14 protein-coding genes and 1 pseudogene are annotated in these 17,702 nt (G+C 70.3%); 11 read left to right on the forward strand and 4 right to left on the reverse strand.

The features are described from left to right. Positions 1-534: PepSY domain-containing protein (locus tag Y694_RS05520; protein ID WP_036230584.1), on the forward strand; the 534-nt coding region annotated here is incomplete at its 5' end. 64 nt (positions 535-598) lie between these two features. Here the strand turns inward: Y694_RS05520 and folC are convergent. From folC to Y694_RS05535, 3 genes are all read right to left on the reverse strand, one after another. After that, positions 599-1,945 carry a bifunctional tetrahydrofolate synthase/dihydrofolate synthase gene (gene folC / locus Y694_RS05525; protein ID WP_081771346.1) on the reverse strand — a complete coding sequence of 449 codons (1,347 nt, stop codon included), beginning with the start codon at positions 1,943-1,945 and terminating at the stop codon, positions 599-601. A gap of 29 nt (positions 1,946-1,974) precedes the next feature. Beyond that, on the reverse strand, positions 1,975-3,660 hold the full coding sequence (locus Y694_RS05530; protein ID WP_036230586.1) for a formate--tetrahydrofolate ligase: 1,686 nt from the start codon (positions 3,658-3,660) through the stop codon (positions 1,975-1,977). Between the two features lie 64 nt (positions 3,661-3,724). Then, a complete protein-coding gene (locus Y694_RS05535; RefSeq protein WP_011830839.1) occupies positions 3,725-4,987 on the reverse strand; it encodes a glycerate kinase in 1,263 nt (420 codons plus the stop codon). 240 nt (positions 4,988-5,227) lie between these two features. On the opposite strand from Y694_RS05535, the gene glyA reads away from it, so the two are divergent. The 10 genes from glyA (at position 5,228) to Y694_RS26650 (ending at position 16,489) form a co-directional block, all read left to right on the forward strand. After that, entirely contained in the window at positions 5,228-6,493 is a 1,266-nt protein-coding gene (gene glyA, locus Y694_RS05540) for a serine hydroxymethyltransferase (RefSeq protein WP_036230590.1), read from the forward strand. 67 nt (positions 6,494-6,560) lie between these two features. Beyond that, on the forward strand, positions 6,561-7,808 hold the full coding sequence (locus Y694_RS05545) for an aminotransferase class V-fold PLP-dependent enzyme (RefSeq protein ID WP_036230592.1): 1,248 nt from the start codon (positions 6,561-6,563) through the stop codon (positions 7,806-7,808). 137 nt (positions 7,809-7,945) lie between these two features. After that, a complete protein-coding gene (locus Y694_RS05550; protein ID WP_036230595.1) occupies positions 7,946-8,896 on the forward strand; it encodes a D-2-hydroxyacid dehydrogenase in 951 nt (316 codons plus the stop codon). Between the two features lie 10 nt (positions 8,897-8,906). Next, positions 8,907-9,767 (forward strand): NADP-dependent methylenetetrahydromethanopterin/methylenetetrahydrofolate dehydrogenase, encoded by an 861-nt coding sequence (locus Y694_RS05555; protein WP_011830835.1) that lies wholly within the window; start codon positions 8,907-8,909, stop codon positions 9,765-9,767. A 126-nt stretch (positions 9,768-9,893) separates the two neighbouring features. Beyond that, positions 9,894-10,526, forward strand: coding sequence for a methenyltetrahydrofolate cyclohydrolase (gene fchA / locus Y694_RS05560; protein WP_036230598.1), 633 nt, complete (start codon positions 9,894-9,896; stop codon positions 10,524-10,526). Between the two features lie 51 nt (positions 10,527-10,577). Further along, positions 10,578-11,747, forward strand: a complete 1,170-nt coding sequence (locus tag Y694_RS05565) for a malate--CoA ligase subunit beta (RefSeq protein ID WP_036230600.1) — start codon at positions 10,578-10,580, stop codon at positions 11,745-11,747. Positions 11,748-11,790: 43 nt separating this feature from the next. Beyond that, positions 11,791-12,681: a succinate--CoA ligase subunit alpha gene (gene sucD / locus Y694_RS05570; RefSeq protein ID WP_036230602.1), complete on the forward strand. Its 891-nt coding sequence runs from the start codon at positions 11,791-11,793 to the stop codon at positions 12,679-12,681. Beyond that, positions 12,681-15,443, forward strand: a complete 2,763-nt coding sequence (locus Y694_RS05575) for a phosphoenolpyruvate carboxylase (RefSeq protein WP_036230605.1) — start codon at positions 12,681-12,683, stop codon at positions 15,441-15,443. The genes sucD and Y694_RS05575 overlap by 1 nt, the downstream gene beginning before the upstream one ends. A 63-nt stretch (positions 15,444-15,506) precedes the next feature. Further along, entirely contained in the window at positions 15,507-16,331 is an 825-nt protein-coding gene (locus Y694_RS05580) for a CoA ester lyase (RefSeq protein ID WP_310732201.1), read from the forward strand. Further along, positions 16,328-16,489, forward strand: a complete 162-nt coding sequence (locus Y694_RS26650; protein WP_310732202.1) for a hypothetical protein — start codon at positions 16,328-16,330, stop codon at positions 16,487-16,489. Before Y694_RS05580 ends, Y694_RS26650 begins: the two co-directional genes overlap by 4 nt. A gap of 95 nt (positions 16,490-16,584) precedes the next feature. Here the strand turns inward: Y694_RS26650 and Y694_RS27035 are convergent. Next, positions 16,585-17,549, reverse strand: a pseudogene (locus Y694_RS27035) (LysR family transcriptional regulator). Between the last annotated feature and the right edge of the window lie 153 nt (positions 17,550-17,702).

A 17,702-nucleotide genomic window follows, 5' to 3' on the forward strand; every position in this document is an offset into this window, starting at 1 on the left:
GCCCCGCAGGCCGACGGCCTGGGGCTGGACCGCGCGCTGCAGATCCTTGCGCGGATGGGCGTGCCGGCCGGCACGCCGGTGCGCCTGCCCGACGGTCCGCGCGGTGCCTACACCGCGATGCGCTTCCCGGGCGACATCCGGGAGGTGCGCGTGGTCCATCTCGACCGCTACTCGGGGGCCGTGCTCGCCGACATCCGCTACGCCGACTACGGCATCGTCGGCCGCGCGACCGAGTGGGGCATCAGCCTCCACACCGGGCGCCAGTTCGGCTGGATCAACCAGCTCGTGATGCTGGCCGCCTGCCTGGCCATCGTGGTGCTGGCGGTCTCGGCCGTGGTGATGTGGTGGAAGCGCCGCCCCCACGGCCGGCTGGCAGCGCCGCCGCGCAAGGCGGGCGACCGGGCGGCCGCTGGCGCGATCGCGATCGCGCTGCTGCTCGGGCTGATCTATCCGCTGCTCGGGGCGTCGATGCTCGTCGCGCTGGTCGTCGATGCCCTCGTGCCCGCGGGCTGGCGAAAGCGCTACGGCTTGTAGGTCGATCGGCGAGGGTCCTGTCCTCGATGCTGCGCGGCGGGCACGCCTGCCGCGCCACGCCGCATCAACTGCCCGCCGTCGCCTCCGCCTCGAGCTCGCGCAGCACCGCGGCCACGGTCGAGAACGAGCCGCACACCAGCACGCGGTCGTCCGGGCTGGCCGAGGCCAGCGCGTCCCGGTAGGCGTCGAGCGGCGACGCGCATAGGTGCACCGTGCGCTGCACCCGCGCGGCGTCCAGTGCCGCAGCCATGTCGGCGGCTGAGGCGCCGCGCCGCTCGGCGATGCCGGCGACGAACCAGGCGTCGACGCCGTCGCGCAGCGCCTGCGCGGTGCCGGCGATGTCCTTGTCGCGCAGCATCGCGAACACCGCGAGCGTGCGGCCCGGCACCGGGTGCTGGGTCAGCGTCAGCGCCAGCCGCTGCGCGGCATGCGGGTTGTGCGCCACGTCGAGCAGCACCTCGGGGGCACCGGGGTGGCGCCGCCAGCGCTGGAAGCGACCGATCAGCTGCACCTGCCGCAGGCCGCGGTGGATCTGCGCGGCGTCCACCGGCAGGGTGCGGGCCAGTGTCTCCAGTGCCATCAGGCAGGCGCCGGCGTTGTGCAGTTGCACGTCGCCGGCCAGCGCCGGCAGCGGCAGGCCGCCGAGTTCGCCGCTGCGGCGGCTCAGGGTCCAGGTGTCGCCGGGGTCGCGGCGCACCCGATAGTCGCGCCCGCTCTGCAGCAGGCGCGCGCCGAGGCGCCGGGCCTCCTGCGCGATCGTGGCCGGCGGCTCGGGGTCGGCGCAGATCGCCGGCCGGCCGGCGCGGAACACGCCGGACTTCTCGACCGCGATGCTCTCGCGCGTCGGGCCGAGGTATTCGACGTGGTCGATGCCGATGCTGGTGACAATGGCGCAGTCGGCGTCGAAGGCGTTCACCGCGTCGAGCCGGCCGCCCAGCCCCACCTCCAGCACCGCGGCGTCGAGGTCGGCCTCGGCGAACACGCACATCGCCGCCAGCGTGCCGAACTCGAAGGGCGTGAGCGGCGTGTGGCCGCGCGCGCCCTCGACCCGCGCATAGGCCGCGCACAGCGCCGCGTCGCCGACCGGTGCGCCATCGATGCGCACGCGCTCGTTGTAGCGCAGCAGGTGCGGCGAGCTGTAGACGCCGACGCGGTAGCCCGCGGCGCCCAGCACCGACGCGAGCAGCGCGCAGGTCGAGCCCTTGCCGTTGGTACCGGCCACGGTGATCAGCGGGAAGCCGGGCTTCAGGCCCAGCGCGTCGCGCACCTTGACGACGCGCTCCAGCCCCATGTCGATGGTCTGCGCGTGCAGCGCATCGGCGTGGGCCAGCCAGGCGGCGAGGTCGGCGCCCTGGCGCGGGCGGCGCACACGCAGTGCGGGCGCGGCGTCGGCGCGCAGGGGGGCCAGCATGGCAAGGGCTCCGGACGGTGAGGGGCCGCTCAGAACAGGCCGACGACCTTGCCGTCGTCGCCGAGGTCGATCTTCTCGGCCGACGGCACCTTGGGCAGGCCGGGCATCGTCATCACGTCGCCGCAGATCATCACGATGAACTCCGCGCCGGCGGCGAGGCGCACCTCGCGGATGTCGATCGTGTGGCCCGACGGTGCGCCGCGCGCACTGGGGTTGGTCGAGAACGAGTACTGGGTCTTGGCCACGCACACCGGGTAGTGGCCGTAGCCGGCGTCCTGCAGCTTCTTGATCTCGCCGGACACCTTGGCGCTGGCGTTGACCTTGGCCGCGCCGTAGATCTTGGTGGCGATCGCGGTGATCTTGTCCATCAGCGGCAGGGACTCGTCGTAGACGAACTTGAAGCCCGCGGCGCCGCTCTGGCCCTTCTCGACGATCTCGACCACCGCGCGCGCCACGTCCTCGGCGCCCTTGCCGCCCTCGGCCCAGTGGCGCGCCACGATCACCGGCACCTCGTGCTTCGCCATGCGGTCCTGCAGCAGCTTCAGCTCGGCCGGCGTGTCGAAGGTGAAGTTGTTGATCGACACCACGCAGGGCAGGCCGTAGTGCTCGCGGATGTTGGCGACGTGGCGCTCGATGTTGGCGATGCCCTTCTCCAGCGCGTCGAGGTTCTCGGTGTTGAGCTCCTTCACGTCGACGCCGCCATGGAACTTGAGCGCGCGGATGGTGGCCACCAGCACCACCGCGTCGGGGCGCAGGCCGGACTTGCGGCACTTGATGTCGATGAACTTCTCGGCCCCCAGGTCGGCGCCGAAGCCGGCCTCGGTGACCACGTAGTCGGCCAGCTTCAGGCTGGTCTGGGTGGCGATCACGGAGTTGCAGCCGTGCGCGATGTTGGCGAACGGCCCGCCGTGCAGGATGGCCGGGTTGTTCTCCAGCGTCTGCACCAGGTTGGGCTTGAGCGCGTCCTTCAGCAGCACGGTCATCGCGCCATGGGCCTTGAGGTCGCGCGCGGTCACCGGCTTCTGCTGGCGGGTGTAGCCGACCACGATGTTGCCCAGGCGCTCCTTCAGGTCCTGGATCGACGTGGCGAGGCAGAAGATCGCCATCACCTCCGAGGCCACCACGATGTCGAAGCCGTCCTCGCGCGGGTAGCCGTTGCCGGGGCCGCCGAGCGAGCAGGTGATGTCGCGCAGCGCGCGGTCGTTCATGTCGAGCACGCGCTTCCAGGTGATGCGCCGCACGTCGATGTCGAGCTCGTTGCCGTGGTGGATGTGGTTGTCGATCATCGCGGCCAGCAGGTTGTTGGCCAGCTGGATCGCGTTGAAGTCGCCGGTGAAGTGCAGGTTGATGTCCTCCATCGGCACCACCTGTGCATGGCCGCCGCCGGCCGCGCCGCCCTTCATGCCGAACACCGGGCCCAGCGAGGGTTCGCGCAGGCACACCAGGGTCTTCTTCCCGATGCGGTTGAGCGCGTCGCCCAGGCCCACGGTGGTCGTGGTCTTGCCTTCGCCGGCCGGCGTGGGGCTGATCGCGGTGACGAGGATCAGCTTGCCGTTCGGGCGGTCCTTCAGCGAATCCACGTAGTCGAGCGAGAGCTTGGCCTTGTAGTGGCCGTAGGGCTCCAGGTGCTCGTCGGCGATGCCGAGCTTGTCGCTCGCCACCTGGGTGATGCGCCGGAGGGTGGCTTTCTGGGCGATTTCGATGTCGGAGGCCATCTTGTCTCTCTCTCGTCTTGTGCGGGTGGGATGGAAGGAAAGCGGAGGCGCGCCTGTCGTCGCGTCACTCGATCAGGATCGCGCGGAAGTCGTTCACGTTGGTCATCGTCGGGCCCGTGACCACCAGGTCGCCGAGCGCCGAGAAGTAGCTGTAGCCGTCGTTGTTGGCCAGGAAGGCCGGCGCATGCAGGCCCAGCGCGCGGGCGCGCGCGAGCGTGTCGGGGCCGAGCAGTGCCCCGGCGTTGTCCTCGGTGCCGTCGATGCCGTCGGTGTCGCATGCGATCGCGTGCATGCGCGGGTGGCCGTCGAGCGCGACCGCCAGCGCCAGCAGGAACTCGGCGTTGCGCCCGCCACGGCCCTGACCGCGCACGGTCACCGTGCCCTCGCCGCCGGACAGCAGCACGCAGGGTGTCCTGCCCGGCTGGCCGTGCTCGGCCACCTGTCGGGCGATGCCGGCATGCACCAGCGCCATCTCGCGGGCCTCGCCCTCGAGGGCATTGCCCAGGATCACCGGTTGGATGCCGGCTGCGCGCGCCACGCCGGCCGCGGCCTCGAGCGACATCTGCGGCGTCGCCACCATCACCTGGCGGGCCCGCGCCAGGCGCGGATCGCCGGGCTTGGGCGTCTCGTCGTGGCCGCGGCGGATGTGGTCGATCGCCGCTTTCGGTTCGGTGATCGCATATTTGGTCAGGATCGCCAGCGCGTCGGCGCAGGTCGTCGCATCGGCCACGGTCGGGCCCGAGGCGATCACCGACGGGTCGTCGCCCGGCACGTCCGAGATCGTCAGCGTCAGCACCTGGGCCGGCGCACAGGCGGCGGCCAGGCGGCCGCCCTTGATGGCCGACAGGTGCTTGCGCACGCAGTTCATCTCGGTGATGTTGGCGCCCGACTTCAGCAACGCGCGGTTCACCGCCTGCTTGTCCTCCAGCGTCAGGCCCTCGGCCGGCAGCGCCAGCAGCGACGAGCCGCCGCCGGAGATCAGGCAGATCACCAGGTCGTCCTCGCGCAGACCCTGCACCATCGCCAGCATGCGGCCGGCGGCCGCGCGGCCCGCGGCGTCCGGGACCGGATGGGCCGCCTCGACGACCTCGATGCGCTCGGTCGGAACTCGGTGGCCGTAGCGCGTGACCACCATGCCCGACAGCTCGCCGGGCCATTGCGACTCCAGCGCCCGGGCCATCGATGCGGCAGCCTTGCCGGCGCCGATCACCAGCGTGCGCCCGCGCGGAAGTGGGGGCAGATGCGCGCCCAGGCAGCGCGAGGGCGCGGCCGCCGCGACTGCGGCATCGAACATCCGGCGTAGCAGGTCGGGACCCTGGGAAGGCATGTCGTTGTGCGACCGGTGGTCGGGGGTTGCGGTGGATCGATTTCAACAGACCGGCTCGTCGCCGGACGGCTTGCGAACGATGTTAGGCGCGGTGCGCGCCCCCGGTCATTGGTCTTTCTGAGCCGGTCGGCCAAAAAGACTAATGAGTCATTTCGACGACCCGCTCCTAGACTTTCCTCACGGTCTGCAGCGGCTTCCAAAGTCGCAACGGACCTCCGAATCAACCGACTGGAGCCCGCCGTGTTCGATCCCTCCCTGCGCATTGCCGATACCGATCCCGAGCTGTGGACTGCGATGCAGCACGAGCTGCAACGCCAGGAAGACCACGTCGAGCTGATCGCCTCCGAGAACTACGTCAGCCCCGGCGTGATGCGGGTGCAGGGGTCGGTGCTGACCAACAAGTACGCCGAGGGTTATCCCGGCAAGCGCTACTACGGCGGTTGCGAGCATGTCGACGTCGCCGAGCAGCTGGCGATCGATCGCGCGAAGGCCTTGTTCGGCGCCGAATATGCAAACGTACAGCCACATTCGGGCTCGCAGGCCAATGCCGCCGTCTACATGGCGATGCTGCAGCCCGGCGACACCATCCTGGGCATGTCGCTGGCCCACGGCGGCCACCTGACGCACGGCGCGAGCGTGAGCTTCAGCGGCAAGCTCTACAAGGCGGTGTCCTACGGCCTGGAGCCCGAGACCGAGACGATCGACTACGCGCAGGTGGCCGAACTGGCCGCGACGCACAAGCCGAAGATGATCGTCGCCGGCGCGTCGGCCTACTCGATGGTGATCGACTGGCAGCGCCTGCGCGACATCGCCGACCGGAACGGTGCCTACCTGCTGGTCGACATGGCGCACTACGCCGGTCTGATCGCCGCGGGTGAATACCCCAACCCGGTCGGCATCGCGCACTTCGTGACCTCGACCACCCACAAGACGCTGCGCGGTCCGCGCGGCGGCCTGATCCTGTCGAACGCCGAGTTCGAGAAGCCGCTCAACTCGATGATCTTCCCCGGCATCCAGGGCGGCCCGCTGATGCACGTGATCGCCGCCAAGGCGCTGGCCTTCAAGGAGGCCGCCTCGCCGGCGTTCAAGACCTACCAGCAGCAGGTCAAGTCCAACGCCAAGGCGATGGCGAGGACGCTCACCGAGCGCGGCCTGCGCATCGTCTCGGGCGGCACCGAGAGCCACGTGTTCCTGCTCGACCTGCGCGCCAAGAAGATCACCGGCAAGGCCGCCGAGGCCGTGCTCGGCCGTGCGCACATGACCGTGAACAAGAACGCCATCCCCAACGACCCCGAGAAGCCCTTCGTCACCAGCGGCATCCGCATCGGCGCCCCGGCGATGACGACGCGCGGCTTCGGCACGACCGAAGCTACCGCGATCGCGAACCTGATGGCCGACGTGCTGGAGGCACCCGAAAACGATGCCGTGATCGCGCGCGTCGCCACCGAGGTCACGGCGCTGTGCCGGCGATTCCCGGTCTACGGCGCCGACGTCCACGGACTCTGATCGCGCGCACTTTCCCTGCACTTCGACGACCCACCGATTCCGAATCCCAGCAACCAAGGAGACTCACATGGCTGGCCGCAATTTCCTGTTCGTTCCCGGACCCACCAACGTGCCCGAGCGCGTGCAACGCGCGATGGTCGTGTCGATGGAAGACCATCGCTCGTCCAAGTTCCCCGACCTGACCAAGAGCGTGCTCGAGGACCTGAAGGCGGTCTTCAAGACCACCAACGGCACGCCGATCATCTTCCCCGCCACCGGCACCGGCGGCTGGGAAGCGGCGCTCACCAACACGCTGTCGCCCGGCGACCTGGTGCTGGCCTCGCGCTTCGGCCAGTTCAGCCACCTCTGGATCGACATGATCACGCGCCTGGGCTTCCAGGTGGAGACGGTCGAGTGCGAGTGGGGCGAGGGCGTGCCGGTCGAGAAGTACGCCGAGATCCTCTCGAAAGACAAGGGCCACAGGATCAAGGCGGTGATCGCCACCCACAACGAGACCGCCACCGGCGTGACCAGCGACATCGCCGGCGTGCGCAAGGCCCTCGACGACGCCAGGCATCCGGCGCTGCTGCTGGTCGACGCGGTCAGCTCGCTGGGCAGCATCGACTTCCGCATGGACGAGTGGGGCGTGGACATCTGCGTCAGCGGCTCGCAGAAGGGCCTGATGCTGCCGGCCGGCCTGGGCATCGTGTGTGCCAGCGAGAAGGCGCTGAAGGCGCGCGAGTCCTCGACGGCGCCGCGCTGCTTCTTCGACTTCGGCGACATGATCAAGGCCAACGCCACCGGCTACTTCCCGTACACGCCGGCGCTGCCGATGCTCTACGGCCTGCGCGAGTCGCTGACGATGATCAAGGAAGAGGGCCTGGAGAACATCTTCTGGCGCCACACCTACCTGGCCTCGGGCGTGCGCGCAGCCGTGCTGGACGGCTGGAAGCTCGGCCTGTGCGCGAAGGATCCGAAGTGGTACTCCGACACCGTGTCGGCGATCGTCGTGCCCGAGGGCATCAACGGCGCGCACGTGATCGACGTGGCCTTCCGCCGCTACAACCTGTCGCTGGGCGCCGGCCTGAGCAAGGTGGCCGGCAAGGTGTTCCGCATCGGCCACCTGGGCGACCTGAACGAGCTGATGGTGCTGGGCGCGCTGGCCGGCGCCGAGATGTCCATGCTCGACGTGGGCATCAAGATCGAGCCGGGCTCGGGCGTGGCCGCGGCGCAGAAGTACTTCCGCACCCACGACAACGTGCCCAAGAAGAAGGTCGCCCGCAGCGAGGTGGTGTATGCGTCGCAGTCGATGGGGTCGACCGAGGGCGCGCATTGATTGACCCCCCCCGTTGCGCCTGCGGCGCCCCCCCGAGGGGGCGCCGCAGGCGGACCGGCGGAGCCGGATCCGCGGCGGCCGCGCGGCTGGGCAGTGGTTGGGTGAGTGGGTGGTGATGAAGAACGATGGAGACTGACATGAGCCATTCCGTGGTGTTCCTGGACCGTGAATCGCTGAAGGCGAAGGTCCGCAAGCCGGCGCAGGCCGAGAGCTATGTGGAGCACGCCAAGACCTCGGTCGACGAGGTGGTCGCGAAGCTGCAGGGCGCGACCGTGGCGATCACCAACAAGGTGCCGCTGCGGGCCGAGACGCTGAAGCAGCTGCCGCAGTTGAAGATGATCGCGGTGGCCGCCACCGGCTACGACGTGATCGACGTGCCCTACTGCAAGGAGCACGGCATCGCGGTCGCCAACATCCGCAACTACGCGGTGCACACGGTGCCGGAGCATGCCTTCGCGCTGATCCTGGCGTTGCGTCGCAACATCCTGGCCTACCGGCAGGACGTGGAGGCGGGCGTGTGGCAGAAGTCGGACCAGTTCTGCTTCTTCACGCACGACATCGGCGACCTGCACGGCGCCACGCTGGGCATCATCGGCGAGGGCGCGATCGGCCAGGGCACCGCGGCGATCGCGCGTGGCTTCGGCATGAAGGTGCTCTTCGCCGACCACGAGCCGCCGAAGATGCCGGGCGTTGAGTTCACGCCCTTCGAGCAGGTGCTTGCCGAGAGCGACGTGATCTCGATGCACTGCCCGCTGACGCCGTCGACGCGCAACCTGATCGGGCTGGAGCAGATGCGCCGCATGAAGCGCAATGCGCTGCTGATCAACACCTCGCGCGGCGGCCTGGTCGACGAGGCGGCGCTGATCCAGGCGCTCGACGAAGGCCTGATCGCCGGCGCCGGCTTCGACGTGCTCACCACCGAGCCGCCGAAGAACGGCCACCCGCTGCTGGACGTGCGGCGCCCGAACTTCATCCTCACACCGCACGTGGCCTGGGCCTCGGACGGCGCGATGCAGTTCCTGGCCGACCAGCTCATCGACAACATCGATCGGTGGGCCGAAGGCCGACCGCAGCATCTGGTGACCTGAGGAGCCGGCGATGAAGAAACTGCTGTACCAATTCGACACCGACCCGCATCCGGCAGTGTTCGACAACGTCGTCGCCTACGACGGCGGCGCCGATCACGTGACGGCCTATGGCGGCATCACGCCGGCCAACGTGGGCGGGCTCGTCGACGGCGCGATCTTCACGCGCGCGCCGAAGGACAAGAAGAACACCGCGATCTTCGTCGGCGGGTCCAACATGGCCGACGGCGAGGCGCTGTTCAAGGCGGTGCGCAAGAAGTTCTTCGCCAACTTCCGCGTGTCGGTGATGCTCGACAGCAACGGCTCGAACACCACCGCCGCGGCCGGTGTGGCGTGGCTGGCGCACGGCCGCTCGCTGGCCGGCAAGCGCGCCGTGGTGCTGGCCGGCACCGGCCCGGTGGGCCAGCGCGCCGCGGTGATGCTGGCGAAGGAGGGCGCGCGCGTGGCGATCACCAGCCGCACGCTGGAGCGCGCGCAGGCGGCCGCACGGGCCATCGCCGAGCGCTTCAAGATCGAGGTCGACGCGATCGAGGCGGACGACAACGCGGCCCGCGCCCGCGCCATCGAAGGCGCGAACCTGGTGTTCGCCACCGGCGCGGCCGGTGTCGCGCTGCTCGACGAGGCGGCCTGGAAGGACCACCCGCAGCTCGAGCTGCTGTCGGACGCCAACGCCACGCCCACGCTGGGCATCGAGGGCATCGACATGATGGACAAGGGTGCGCAGCGTCACGGCAAGACGGTGTTCGGCGCCATCGGTTTCGGCGCGCTGAAGATCGCGCTGCACCGCGCCTGCATCGCCCGCATGTTCGAACAGCAGGATCTCGTGCTCGACGGCGAAGAGATCTACGCCATCGCGAAAACCATGGTGGGGTAGATGACGACCCCCCCGTTGCGGCTGCGCCGCTCCCCCCGAGGGGGCGCCGCTGGCGGGCCGGCCAAGCCGGACCCGCGGCGGCCACTCGGGGGGTCGTGAGATGCGGACGGGGTGTGTGAAGGAGACATGAACGTGATTGACGATCTGACGACAAGCAAGTTTCTCGACGCACTGGCCAGCGGCAACGCCACGCCGGGCGGCGGCAGCGCCGCCGCGATCATGGGCGCGATGGGCGCCGCGCTGGTGTCGATGGTGGCCAACCTCACCATCGGCAAGAAGGGCTACGAGGCCGTCGAGACCGAGATGCGCCAGCTGCTGGCCGAGTCGGAGGCACTGCGCGTGCGCTTGGCCGACATGGTGGCCGAGGACGTGGCGGCCTTCGACACGCTGATGGCCGCCTACAAGCTGCCGAAGACGAGCGACGACGAGAAGGCCGCGCGCAGCGCGGCCATCCAGGCCGGCCTGAAGCTGGCCACCGAGGCACCGTTGGCCTGTGCCCGCGCCTGCGCCGAGGCAGTGCGCCTGACCGAACGCGCTGTCGCGCACGGCAACCTCAATGTCATCAGCGACGTCGGTGTCGGCGTGGTCGCGGCCTGGGCCGCGCTGCGCAGCGCCGCGCTCAACGTGCACATCAACGCGCCGCAGATCAAGGACCGCGCCTGGGCCGACCGCGCGCTGACCGAGCTGCAGGGCCTGCTCGCCGAATGCGGGCCGCTCTCCGAGCGCGTGCACGACACGGTCAAGGCCAAGCTCGGCTGAGCCGGGCTGCTCGCCGCCCGCCGAATTCCACAGAACCCACAGGAGACCACGATGGACATTCATGAGTACCAGGCCAAGGAACTGCTCGCCGGCTTCGGCGTGCCGGTGCCGCGCGGCAGCGTGGCCTACAGCGCCGACCAGGCCGTCTACGCCGCCACCGAACTCGGCGGCTGGCACTGGGCCGTGAAGGCGCAGATCCACTCCGGCGGCCGCGGCAAGGCCGGCGGCGTGAAGCTGTGCCGCACCTACCAGGAAGTGGCCGCCGCCGCGAAGGCGATGCTCGGCGCCACGCTGGTGACCAACCAGACCGGCCCGGCCGGCAAGGTGGTCAACCGCCTCTACGTCGAGCAGGCCGAACCCTTCGAGCGCGAGCTCTACCTGGGCTTCGTGCTGGACCGCAAGATCGAGCGCATCCGCGTCATCGCCTCGGCCAACGGCGGCATGGAGATCGAGGAGATCGCGCACGACAAGCCCGAGTCGATCCTGCAGATCGAGGTCGAGCCGGCGGTGGGCCTGCAGCCCTTCCAGGCGCGCGAGATCGCCTTCGGCCTGGGCCTCAACATCAAGCAGGTGAGCCAGGCGGTCACGGCCATCATGGGCTGCTACCGCGCCTTCCGCGACCTCGACGCGACGATGGTCGAGATCAACCCGCTGGTGGTCACCAAGGACCAGCGCGTGCTGGCGCTCGACGCCAAGATGAGCTTCGACGACAACGCGCTGTTCCGCCGCCGCCAGATCGCCGAGATGCGCGACGTGGCCGAGGAGGACCCGCGCGAGGCCACCGCCAACCAGCATGGCCTGAACTACGTGGGCCTCGAAGGCGACATCGGCTGCATCATCAACGGCGCCGGCCTCGCCATGGCGACGATGGACATGATCAAGTACGCCGGCGGCGAGCCCGCGAACTTCCTCGACGTCGGTGGCGGCGCCTCGCCCGAGCGCGTCGGTCAGGCCTTCAACCTCGTGCTGTCGGACCGCAACGTCAAGGCGATCCTGGTCAACATCTTCGCCGGCATCAACCGCTGCGACTGGGTGGCGCAGGGCGTGGTGCAGGCCGCCAAGGGCCTGCGCGTGCCGCTGATCGTGCGGCTGGCCGGCACCAACGTGGAGGAGGGCCAGAAGATCGTGCGCGAGTGCGGCTTGCCCATCATCACCGCCGACTCGCTGGCCGAGGCCGCGCAGAAGGCCGTGCAGGCCGCGCGCGAGCACGTGCCCGCCTGAGCCTGACGACGACGACCCTCACCGACGAGAAAGCGAGACACCCATGAGCATCCTGATCGACGAGAAGACCCCCGTCATCGTGCAGGGCTTCACCGGCGACAAGGCGACCTTCCACGCGAAGGAGATGATCGCCTACGGCACCAACGTGGTCGGCGGCGTGACGCCCGGCAAGGGCGGCCAGCGCCACCTGGAACGCCCGGTGTTCAACACCGTCAAGGAAGCGGTCCGAGACACCGGCGCCGAGGCCAGCCTGCTGTTCGTGCCGCCGCCGTTTGCCGCCGACGCCCTGATGGAAGCGGCCGACGCCGGCCTGAAGCTGGTGTGCATCATCACCGACGGCATCCCGGCGCAGGACATGATGCGCGTGAAGCGCTACCTCCGCCGCTACGCGAAGGAGCAGCGCACCACCATCGTCGGCCCCAACTGCGCCGGCATCATCAGCGCCGGCAAGGCCATGCTGGGCATCATGCCGGGCAACATCTACCAGCGTGGCAACGTCGGCATCGTGTCGCGCTCGGGCACGCTGGGCTACGAGGCCGCCGCGCAGATGAAGGCGCTGGGCATCGGCGTGACCACCAGCGTGGGCATCGGCGGCGACCCGATCAACGGCAGCTCCTTCCTCGACCACCTCGAGCGCTTCGAGCAGGACCCGGAGACCAAGGCCGTGATCATGATTGGCGAGATCGGCGGCCCGCAGGAGGCCGAGGCCTCGGCCTGGGTCCAGGCCCACATGAGCAAGCCGGTGGTCGGCTACGTGGCCGGCCTCACCGCGCCGAAGGGCCGCCGCATGGGCCATGCCGGCGCCATCATCTCCGCGGTGGGCGACACGGCGGCCGAGAAGGCCGAGATCATGCGCTCCTACGGCCTGCTGGTGTCGCCGAGCGCGGCCGAGCTGGGCAGGACCGTCGCGCAGGCGTTGACGCGCGTGCAGTGATGGGCGAACGTTCCCGCCCCGACCTCGCGGACCCCGACGAGTCGGCCGCCGGCGCCGAACGCGCCGACGCGCTGGCCCGCTCGGAGCTGCTGCGTGCGGCGCTGATCGGCGTCATCGAACGCTACGAGCCCGAGGTCGCGCGCGTGCTGCGCGGCGAGGCGCCGCAGGAGCGCATGTCCACCCGCCTGCTGGCCCGCACGATCCAGGCGCAGGCGATCTGGTTCCAGCTGCTCGCCATCGCCGAGCAGAACCGCGACATGCGGCGCCGCCGCGAGGTCGAGCGCCAGCGTGGCCATGCGCAGGTGCGCGGCACCTTCGCGCACGTGTTCCACACCGCCGTCGAGGCCGGTCTCGATGCGAAGCAGATCCGCGAGGCGCTGTGCAGCCTGCGCATCCGCCCGGTCATCACCGCGCACCCGACCGAGGCCAAGCGCGTGACGGTGCTCGAACGCCACCGCCGCATCTACCTGCGCCTGTTCGACCTGGAGTCGCCGCGCTGGACCGACCGCGAGCGCGAGGACCTCACCCGCGCGATCAGCGACGAGGTCGAGCTGCTGTGGCTCACCGGCGAGCTGAAGCTCGACAAGCCCACGGTGGACCAGGAGGTGGCCTGGGGCCTGTACTTCTTCGACGAGAACCTGTTCGACGTCGTGCCGCAGCTCTACGGCCGCATCGAGGCCGCGTTCGCGAAGCAGTTCCCCGGCGAGACGCTGGAGCTGCCGGTGGTGTTCGGCTTCGGCTCGTGGATCGGCGGCGACCGCGACGGCAACCCCTTCGTGACCAGCACGGTCACGCGCCACACGCTGTGGCAGATGCGCCTGGCGAGCCTGCGCCGCTACCGCAGCCGGCTGGCCGACCTGGCGCGCAACCTCAGCATCAGCGAGCGGGCCGCCGCGTTGCCGGAGGACTTCCGCGCCGCCGTCGCCGCGGCGCTGGCTGCACTGCCCGACGGCGCCGGCGTGGCCGCGCGCAACCCCGGCGAGCTGTTCCGGCAGTTCATCGCCGGCATGCTGGCCAGGCTCGACGCGACGATCGCACGCAACGGCGAGCAGCCCGAGCCGGCCGACGCCGCGCGCGATGCCGCGCCCTACGAGCATGCCGACCAGCTGATCGGCGACATCGAGCTGATGCACCGTGCACTGGTCGAGACCGGCGCCCAGCCGCTCGCGAAGACCTTCCTCGCACCGCTGCTGCGCGAGGTGCGCACCTTCCGCTTCGCGACGGTGCGCCTGGACATCCGAGAGAACACGATCCGCATCAACGCCACGCTCGGGGAGCTCTACCGTGCCGTGCGGGGCAGCGAGCCGCCGGCCAGCGACAGCGCCGAGTGGAAGGACTGGCTGCTCACCGAGCTGGCCGCGCCGCGCCGCGCCGGCGAGGCGCCGCTCGCCACCGCGGGCCTCACGCCGGAGGCGCAGGAGACGCTGGCGACCTTCCGCACCGTCGCCGAGATGCGCGACCGCGTCGACCGCGAGGCCTTCGGCACGCTGATCCTCAGCATGACCCACAGCGCCACCGATGTGCTGGGCGTCTACCTGCTGGCCAAGCATGCCGGGCTGTTCAACGATGCGCAGGCGGTGGAGCGCTGCACGCTGCCGGTGGTGCCGCTGCTCGAGACCATTCCCGACCTGCGGCGCGCGCCGGCCATCCTGAAGGAGCTGCTCGCGGTGCCGCTGGTGCAGCGCTCGCTGCGCCTGCACGGCAACGTGCAGGAGGTGATGATCGGCTACTCGGACTCCAACAAGGATGGCGGCTACTTCACCGCCAACTGGGAGCTGAGCAAGGCGCAGGCGACGATGACGCGGCTGGGCGAGGATCTCGGCGTCAAGATCGCCTTCTTCCACGGCCGCGGCGGCTCGGTGAGCCGCGGCGGCGCGCCCACCGGCCGCGCGATCGCGGCGCTGCCCGCGGGCTCGATCCGCGGCGGCTTCCGCAGCACCGAACAGGGCGAGGTGGTGTCGTACAAGTACGCCAACCGCGGCACCGCGCACTACCAGGTAGAGCTGCTCGCGTCGTCGGTGCTGCAGCACGTGCTGCTGTCCGAGCGCGAGTCCGCGCTGGTGCCCAAGCACGAGTTCGACGAGGCGATGGAGGCGATCTCCGGCGTGTCGTGGACGGCTTACCGCCAGCTGATGGAGTCGGAACACCTGCTCGCCTACCTGCAGGGCTCCAGCCCGCTGGAGGAGCTGGCCCTGCTCAACATCGGCTCGCGGCCGGCGCGGCGCACGCAGGCGCGCACGCTGGCCGACCTGCGCGCGATCCCCTGGGTGTTCGCGTGGACGCAGAACCGCCACATGCTGACCGGCTGGTACGGCCTGGGCAGCGGGCTGGCGGCCTTCGTCGAGGTGCGCAAGGCGCGTGGGCTCGACCTGCTGCAGCGCATGTTCCACGAGGGCCGGCTGTTCCGCACCGTGATCGACGAGGTGGAGAAGACGCTGCTGACGGTCGACCTCGACATCGCGCGCGAGTTCGCCGGCCTGGTGGCCGACCCGGCGGTGCGAGAGCCGATCTTCCAGGCCATCGAGCGCGAGTACCGCCTCACCTGCGAGATGGTGCTGAAGGTGTCGGGCGGCAGGCAGGTGGCCGAGCGCTTCCCGCAGCTGCGTCGCCGTCTGGCGCGCCGGCTGCAGACCATGAACCAGGTCAGCCGCGAGCAGGTGCAACTGCTGCGCGCGCTGCGCGACGGTGGCGACGACGACGTGCGCACCGCCTTCCTGCTGTCGATCAACTGCGCGGCCGCCGGCCTGGGCGCCACCGGCTGACGCGTCGGGCGACCCACTGCCTTTCTCCGCTTTCCCCTTTTCCATCATCGAGGACTTGCTGCCATGAGCTTCACCATCATCGACCAGGCTACGCCGCGCCTGCACCGCTCCGAGCTGGCCGTGCCTGGCACCAACACGGCGATGTTCGAGAAGGCCGCCGCGTCGGCCGCCGACATCGTGTTCCTCGACCTCGAGGACGCGGTGGCGCCCGACGACAAGCCGCAGGCGCGCAAGAACATCATCCAGGGCCTCAACGAGGTGGACTGGGGCACGAAGACGATGATGATCCGCATCAACGGCCTCGACACCCACTACATGTACCGCGACGTGGTCGACATCGTCGAGGCCTGCCCGCGGCTCGACATGATCCTGATCCCGAAGGCCGGCGTCGCCGCCGACGTGTACGCGATCGACATGCTGGTCACGCAGATCGAGAACGCCAAGGGGCGCAGCAAGCGCATCGGCTTCGAGGTGCTGATCGAGACGGCCCTCGGCATGGCCAACGTCGAGGCGATCGCGCAGTCGAGCCGGCGGCTGGAGGCGATGAGCTTCGGCGTGGCCGACTACGCCGCGTCGACGCGCGCCCGCACCACGGTGATCGGTGGCGTGAACAAGGACTCGGTGGTGCTGACCGACAAGGACGAGCAGGGCAACCGCCAGGCGTTCTGGACCGACCCCTGGCATGCCGCGCAGACCCGCATGATGGTGGCCTGCCGCGCCTACGGCCTGCGCCCGATCGACGGCCCGTTCGGCGACTTCGGTGACCCCGACGGCTACAGGGCCGCGGCCAACCGCGCCGCGGTGCTGGGCTACGAGGCAAGTGGGCGATCCACCCGTCGCAGATCGAGCTGGCCAACGGGGTGTTCACGCCGTCCGAGGCCGAGGTGACCAAGGCGCGCCGCATCCTCGAGGCGATGGCGCAGGCCGCGAAGGAAGGCCGCGGCGCGGTCTCGCTCGACGGCCGCCTGATCGACATCGCCAGCATCCGCATGGCCGAGGCGCTGCTCGCGAAGGCCGATTCGATCAGCGCGGCGGCCAAGGGCTGAGGCGGCGCGGGGACGCGCGCCCGGCTGCCTCGGTCACGCCGCGCTGCGCACCACCTTCTTGCGCGCCGGGACGGTCGGCTCCGCGGCGGCAGCGCTCACGGCCGGTGCCCCGGCCGCGGCGCTCTTGCGCCGCATGTGCTCCAGCCGCCAGTGGATCCAGGCTGGCCATGCACGCGCAGGAACTGCTCGAGGCGGCGGCGGGCGGCGGGCACCGGCCGGCCGGCCAGGTGCATCACGTGCCAGTCGCGTTCGATCGGACAGTCCGGCATCGGCAGGATGGCCAGCATGCCGGTCTCCAGCTCCAGCACGCAGGAGTGCAAGGAGAGGAAGGCCACGCCGAAGCCGGCCGCGCACATCTGCTTGATGGCCTCGTTGCTCGACATCTCGGAGCCGATGGTCAGCGACACGCCGGCGTCCTTGAACAACTGCTCGACCGTGGTGCGCGTGCCGGAGCCGCGCTCGCGCACCAGCAGGTTGGCCTGGTTCAGCGCAGCGAGGCCGGGCTTGGGCGTGGTCATCAGCGGGTGCGACGGCGCGGCGACGAAGGCCATCGGGTGCTTCGCGAACGCGGCGGAGATGGTCTTCAGCTCGGCGGGCGGGCGGCCCATGATGCGAGGTCGATGTCCTGTCCGGCGAGCTGGTTCACCACGTCGGCGCGGTTGCCGATCTGCAGCTTCACCTTCACCTGCGGGTGCTCGCGCACGAACTCCAGCAGCAGCGGCGGCAGCAGGTACTCGGCGGTGGTCACGGCGCCGATGCGCAGCAGGCCGGCGATGTCGCCGCAGTGCGCCGCCATCGCGTCGCCGGCCTCGCCCCACAGGTCGAGTATGCGGCTGGCGTAGCCGGCCAGCAGCTCGCCGGCTTCGGTGAGCTTCACCCCCCGCGCGCTGCGCCGCAGCAGCGGCGTGCCGGCCGCGTCTTCCAGGATGCCGAGCTGGATCGACACCGCCGGCTGCGTGAGGTGCATCTCGTCGGCCGCGCGCGACACGCTGCCGAGCCGCGCGACCGCGTTGAAGGCGGCGAGCTGGCGGAAGGTGGCGTTGCGGAGGGGGTTGCTCATCGGACGGCGTGTCGACCCATTAGGCTACGCGATCGGCCCGGCCCGTTCCTGTTTTGCAGAACCGAATAGCCCGGTCGCAGTCAGGGCGACTCCCTGGGGGCGTGCCCCCGGCGGGATGGCTGCGGGACAGCCGGTCTGGCCGCAGCGTCGGGT

This window comes from Methylibium sp. T29-B (genome assembly GCF_000576225.1).
GTDB lineage: Bacteria > Pseudomonadota > Gammaproteobacteria > Burkholderiales > Burkholderiaceae_C > Methylibium > Methylibium petroleiphilum.

Bases quoted from the DNA above. Each gene is read 5' to 3' on its own strand.
- Y694_RS05555 (WP_011830835.1), top strand. From the start codon at position 8,907: ATGAAGAAACTGCTGTACCAATTCGACACCGACCCGCATCCGGCAGTG.
- Y694_RS05530 (WP_036230586.1), bottom strand. From the start codon at position 3,660: ATGGCCTCCGACATCGAAATCGCCCAGAAAGCCACCCTCCGGCGCATC.
- folC (WP_081771346.1), bottom strand. From the start codon at position 1,945: ATGCTGGCCCCCCTGCGCGCCGACGCCGCGCCCGCACTGCGTGTGCGC.
- fchA (WP_036230598.1), top strand. From the start codon at position 9,894: ATGAACGTGATTGACGATCTGACGACAAGCAAGTTTCTCGACGCACTG.
- sucD (WP_036230602.1), top strand. From the start codon at position 11,791: ATGAGCATCCTGATCGACGAGAAGACCCCCGTCATCGTGCAGGGCTTC.
- Y694_RS05535 (WP_011830839.1), bottom strand. From the start codon at position 4,987: ATGCCTTCCCAGGGTCCCGACCTGCTACGCCGGATGTTCGATGCCGCA.
- Y694_RS05575 (WP_036230605.1), top strand. From the start codon at position 12,681: ATGGGCGAACGTTCCCGCCCCGACCTCGCGGACCCCGACGAGTCGGCC.
- Y694_RS05550 (WP_036230595.1), top strand. From the start codon at position 7,946: ATGAGCCATTCCGTGGTGTTCCTGGACCGTGAATCGCTGAAGGCGAAG.
- Y694_RS05565 (WP_036230600.1), top strand. From the start codon at position 10,578: ATGGACATTCATGAGTACCAGGCCAAGGAACTGCTCGCCGGCTTCGGC.
- Y694_RS05580 (WP_310732201.1), top strand. From the start codon at position 15,507: ATGAGCTTCACCATCATCGACCAGGCTACGCCGCGCCTGCACCGCTCC.
- Y694_RS05545 (WP_036230592.1), top strand. From the start codon at position 6,561: ATGGCTGGCCGCAATTTCCTGTTCGTTCCCGGACCCACCAACGTGCCC.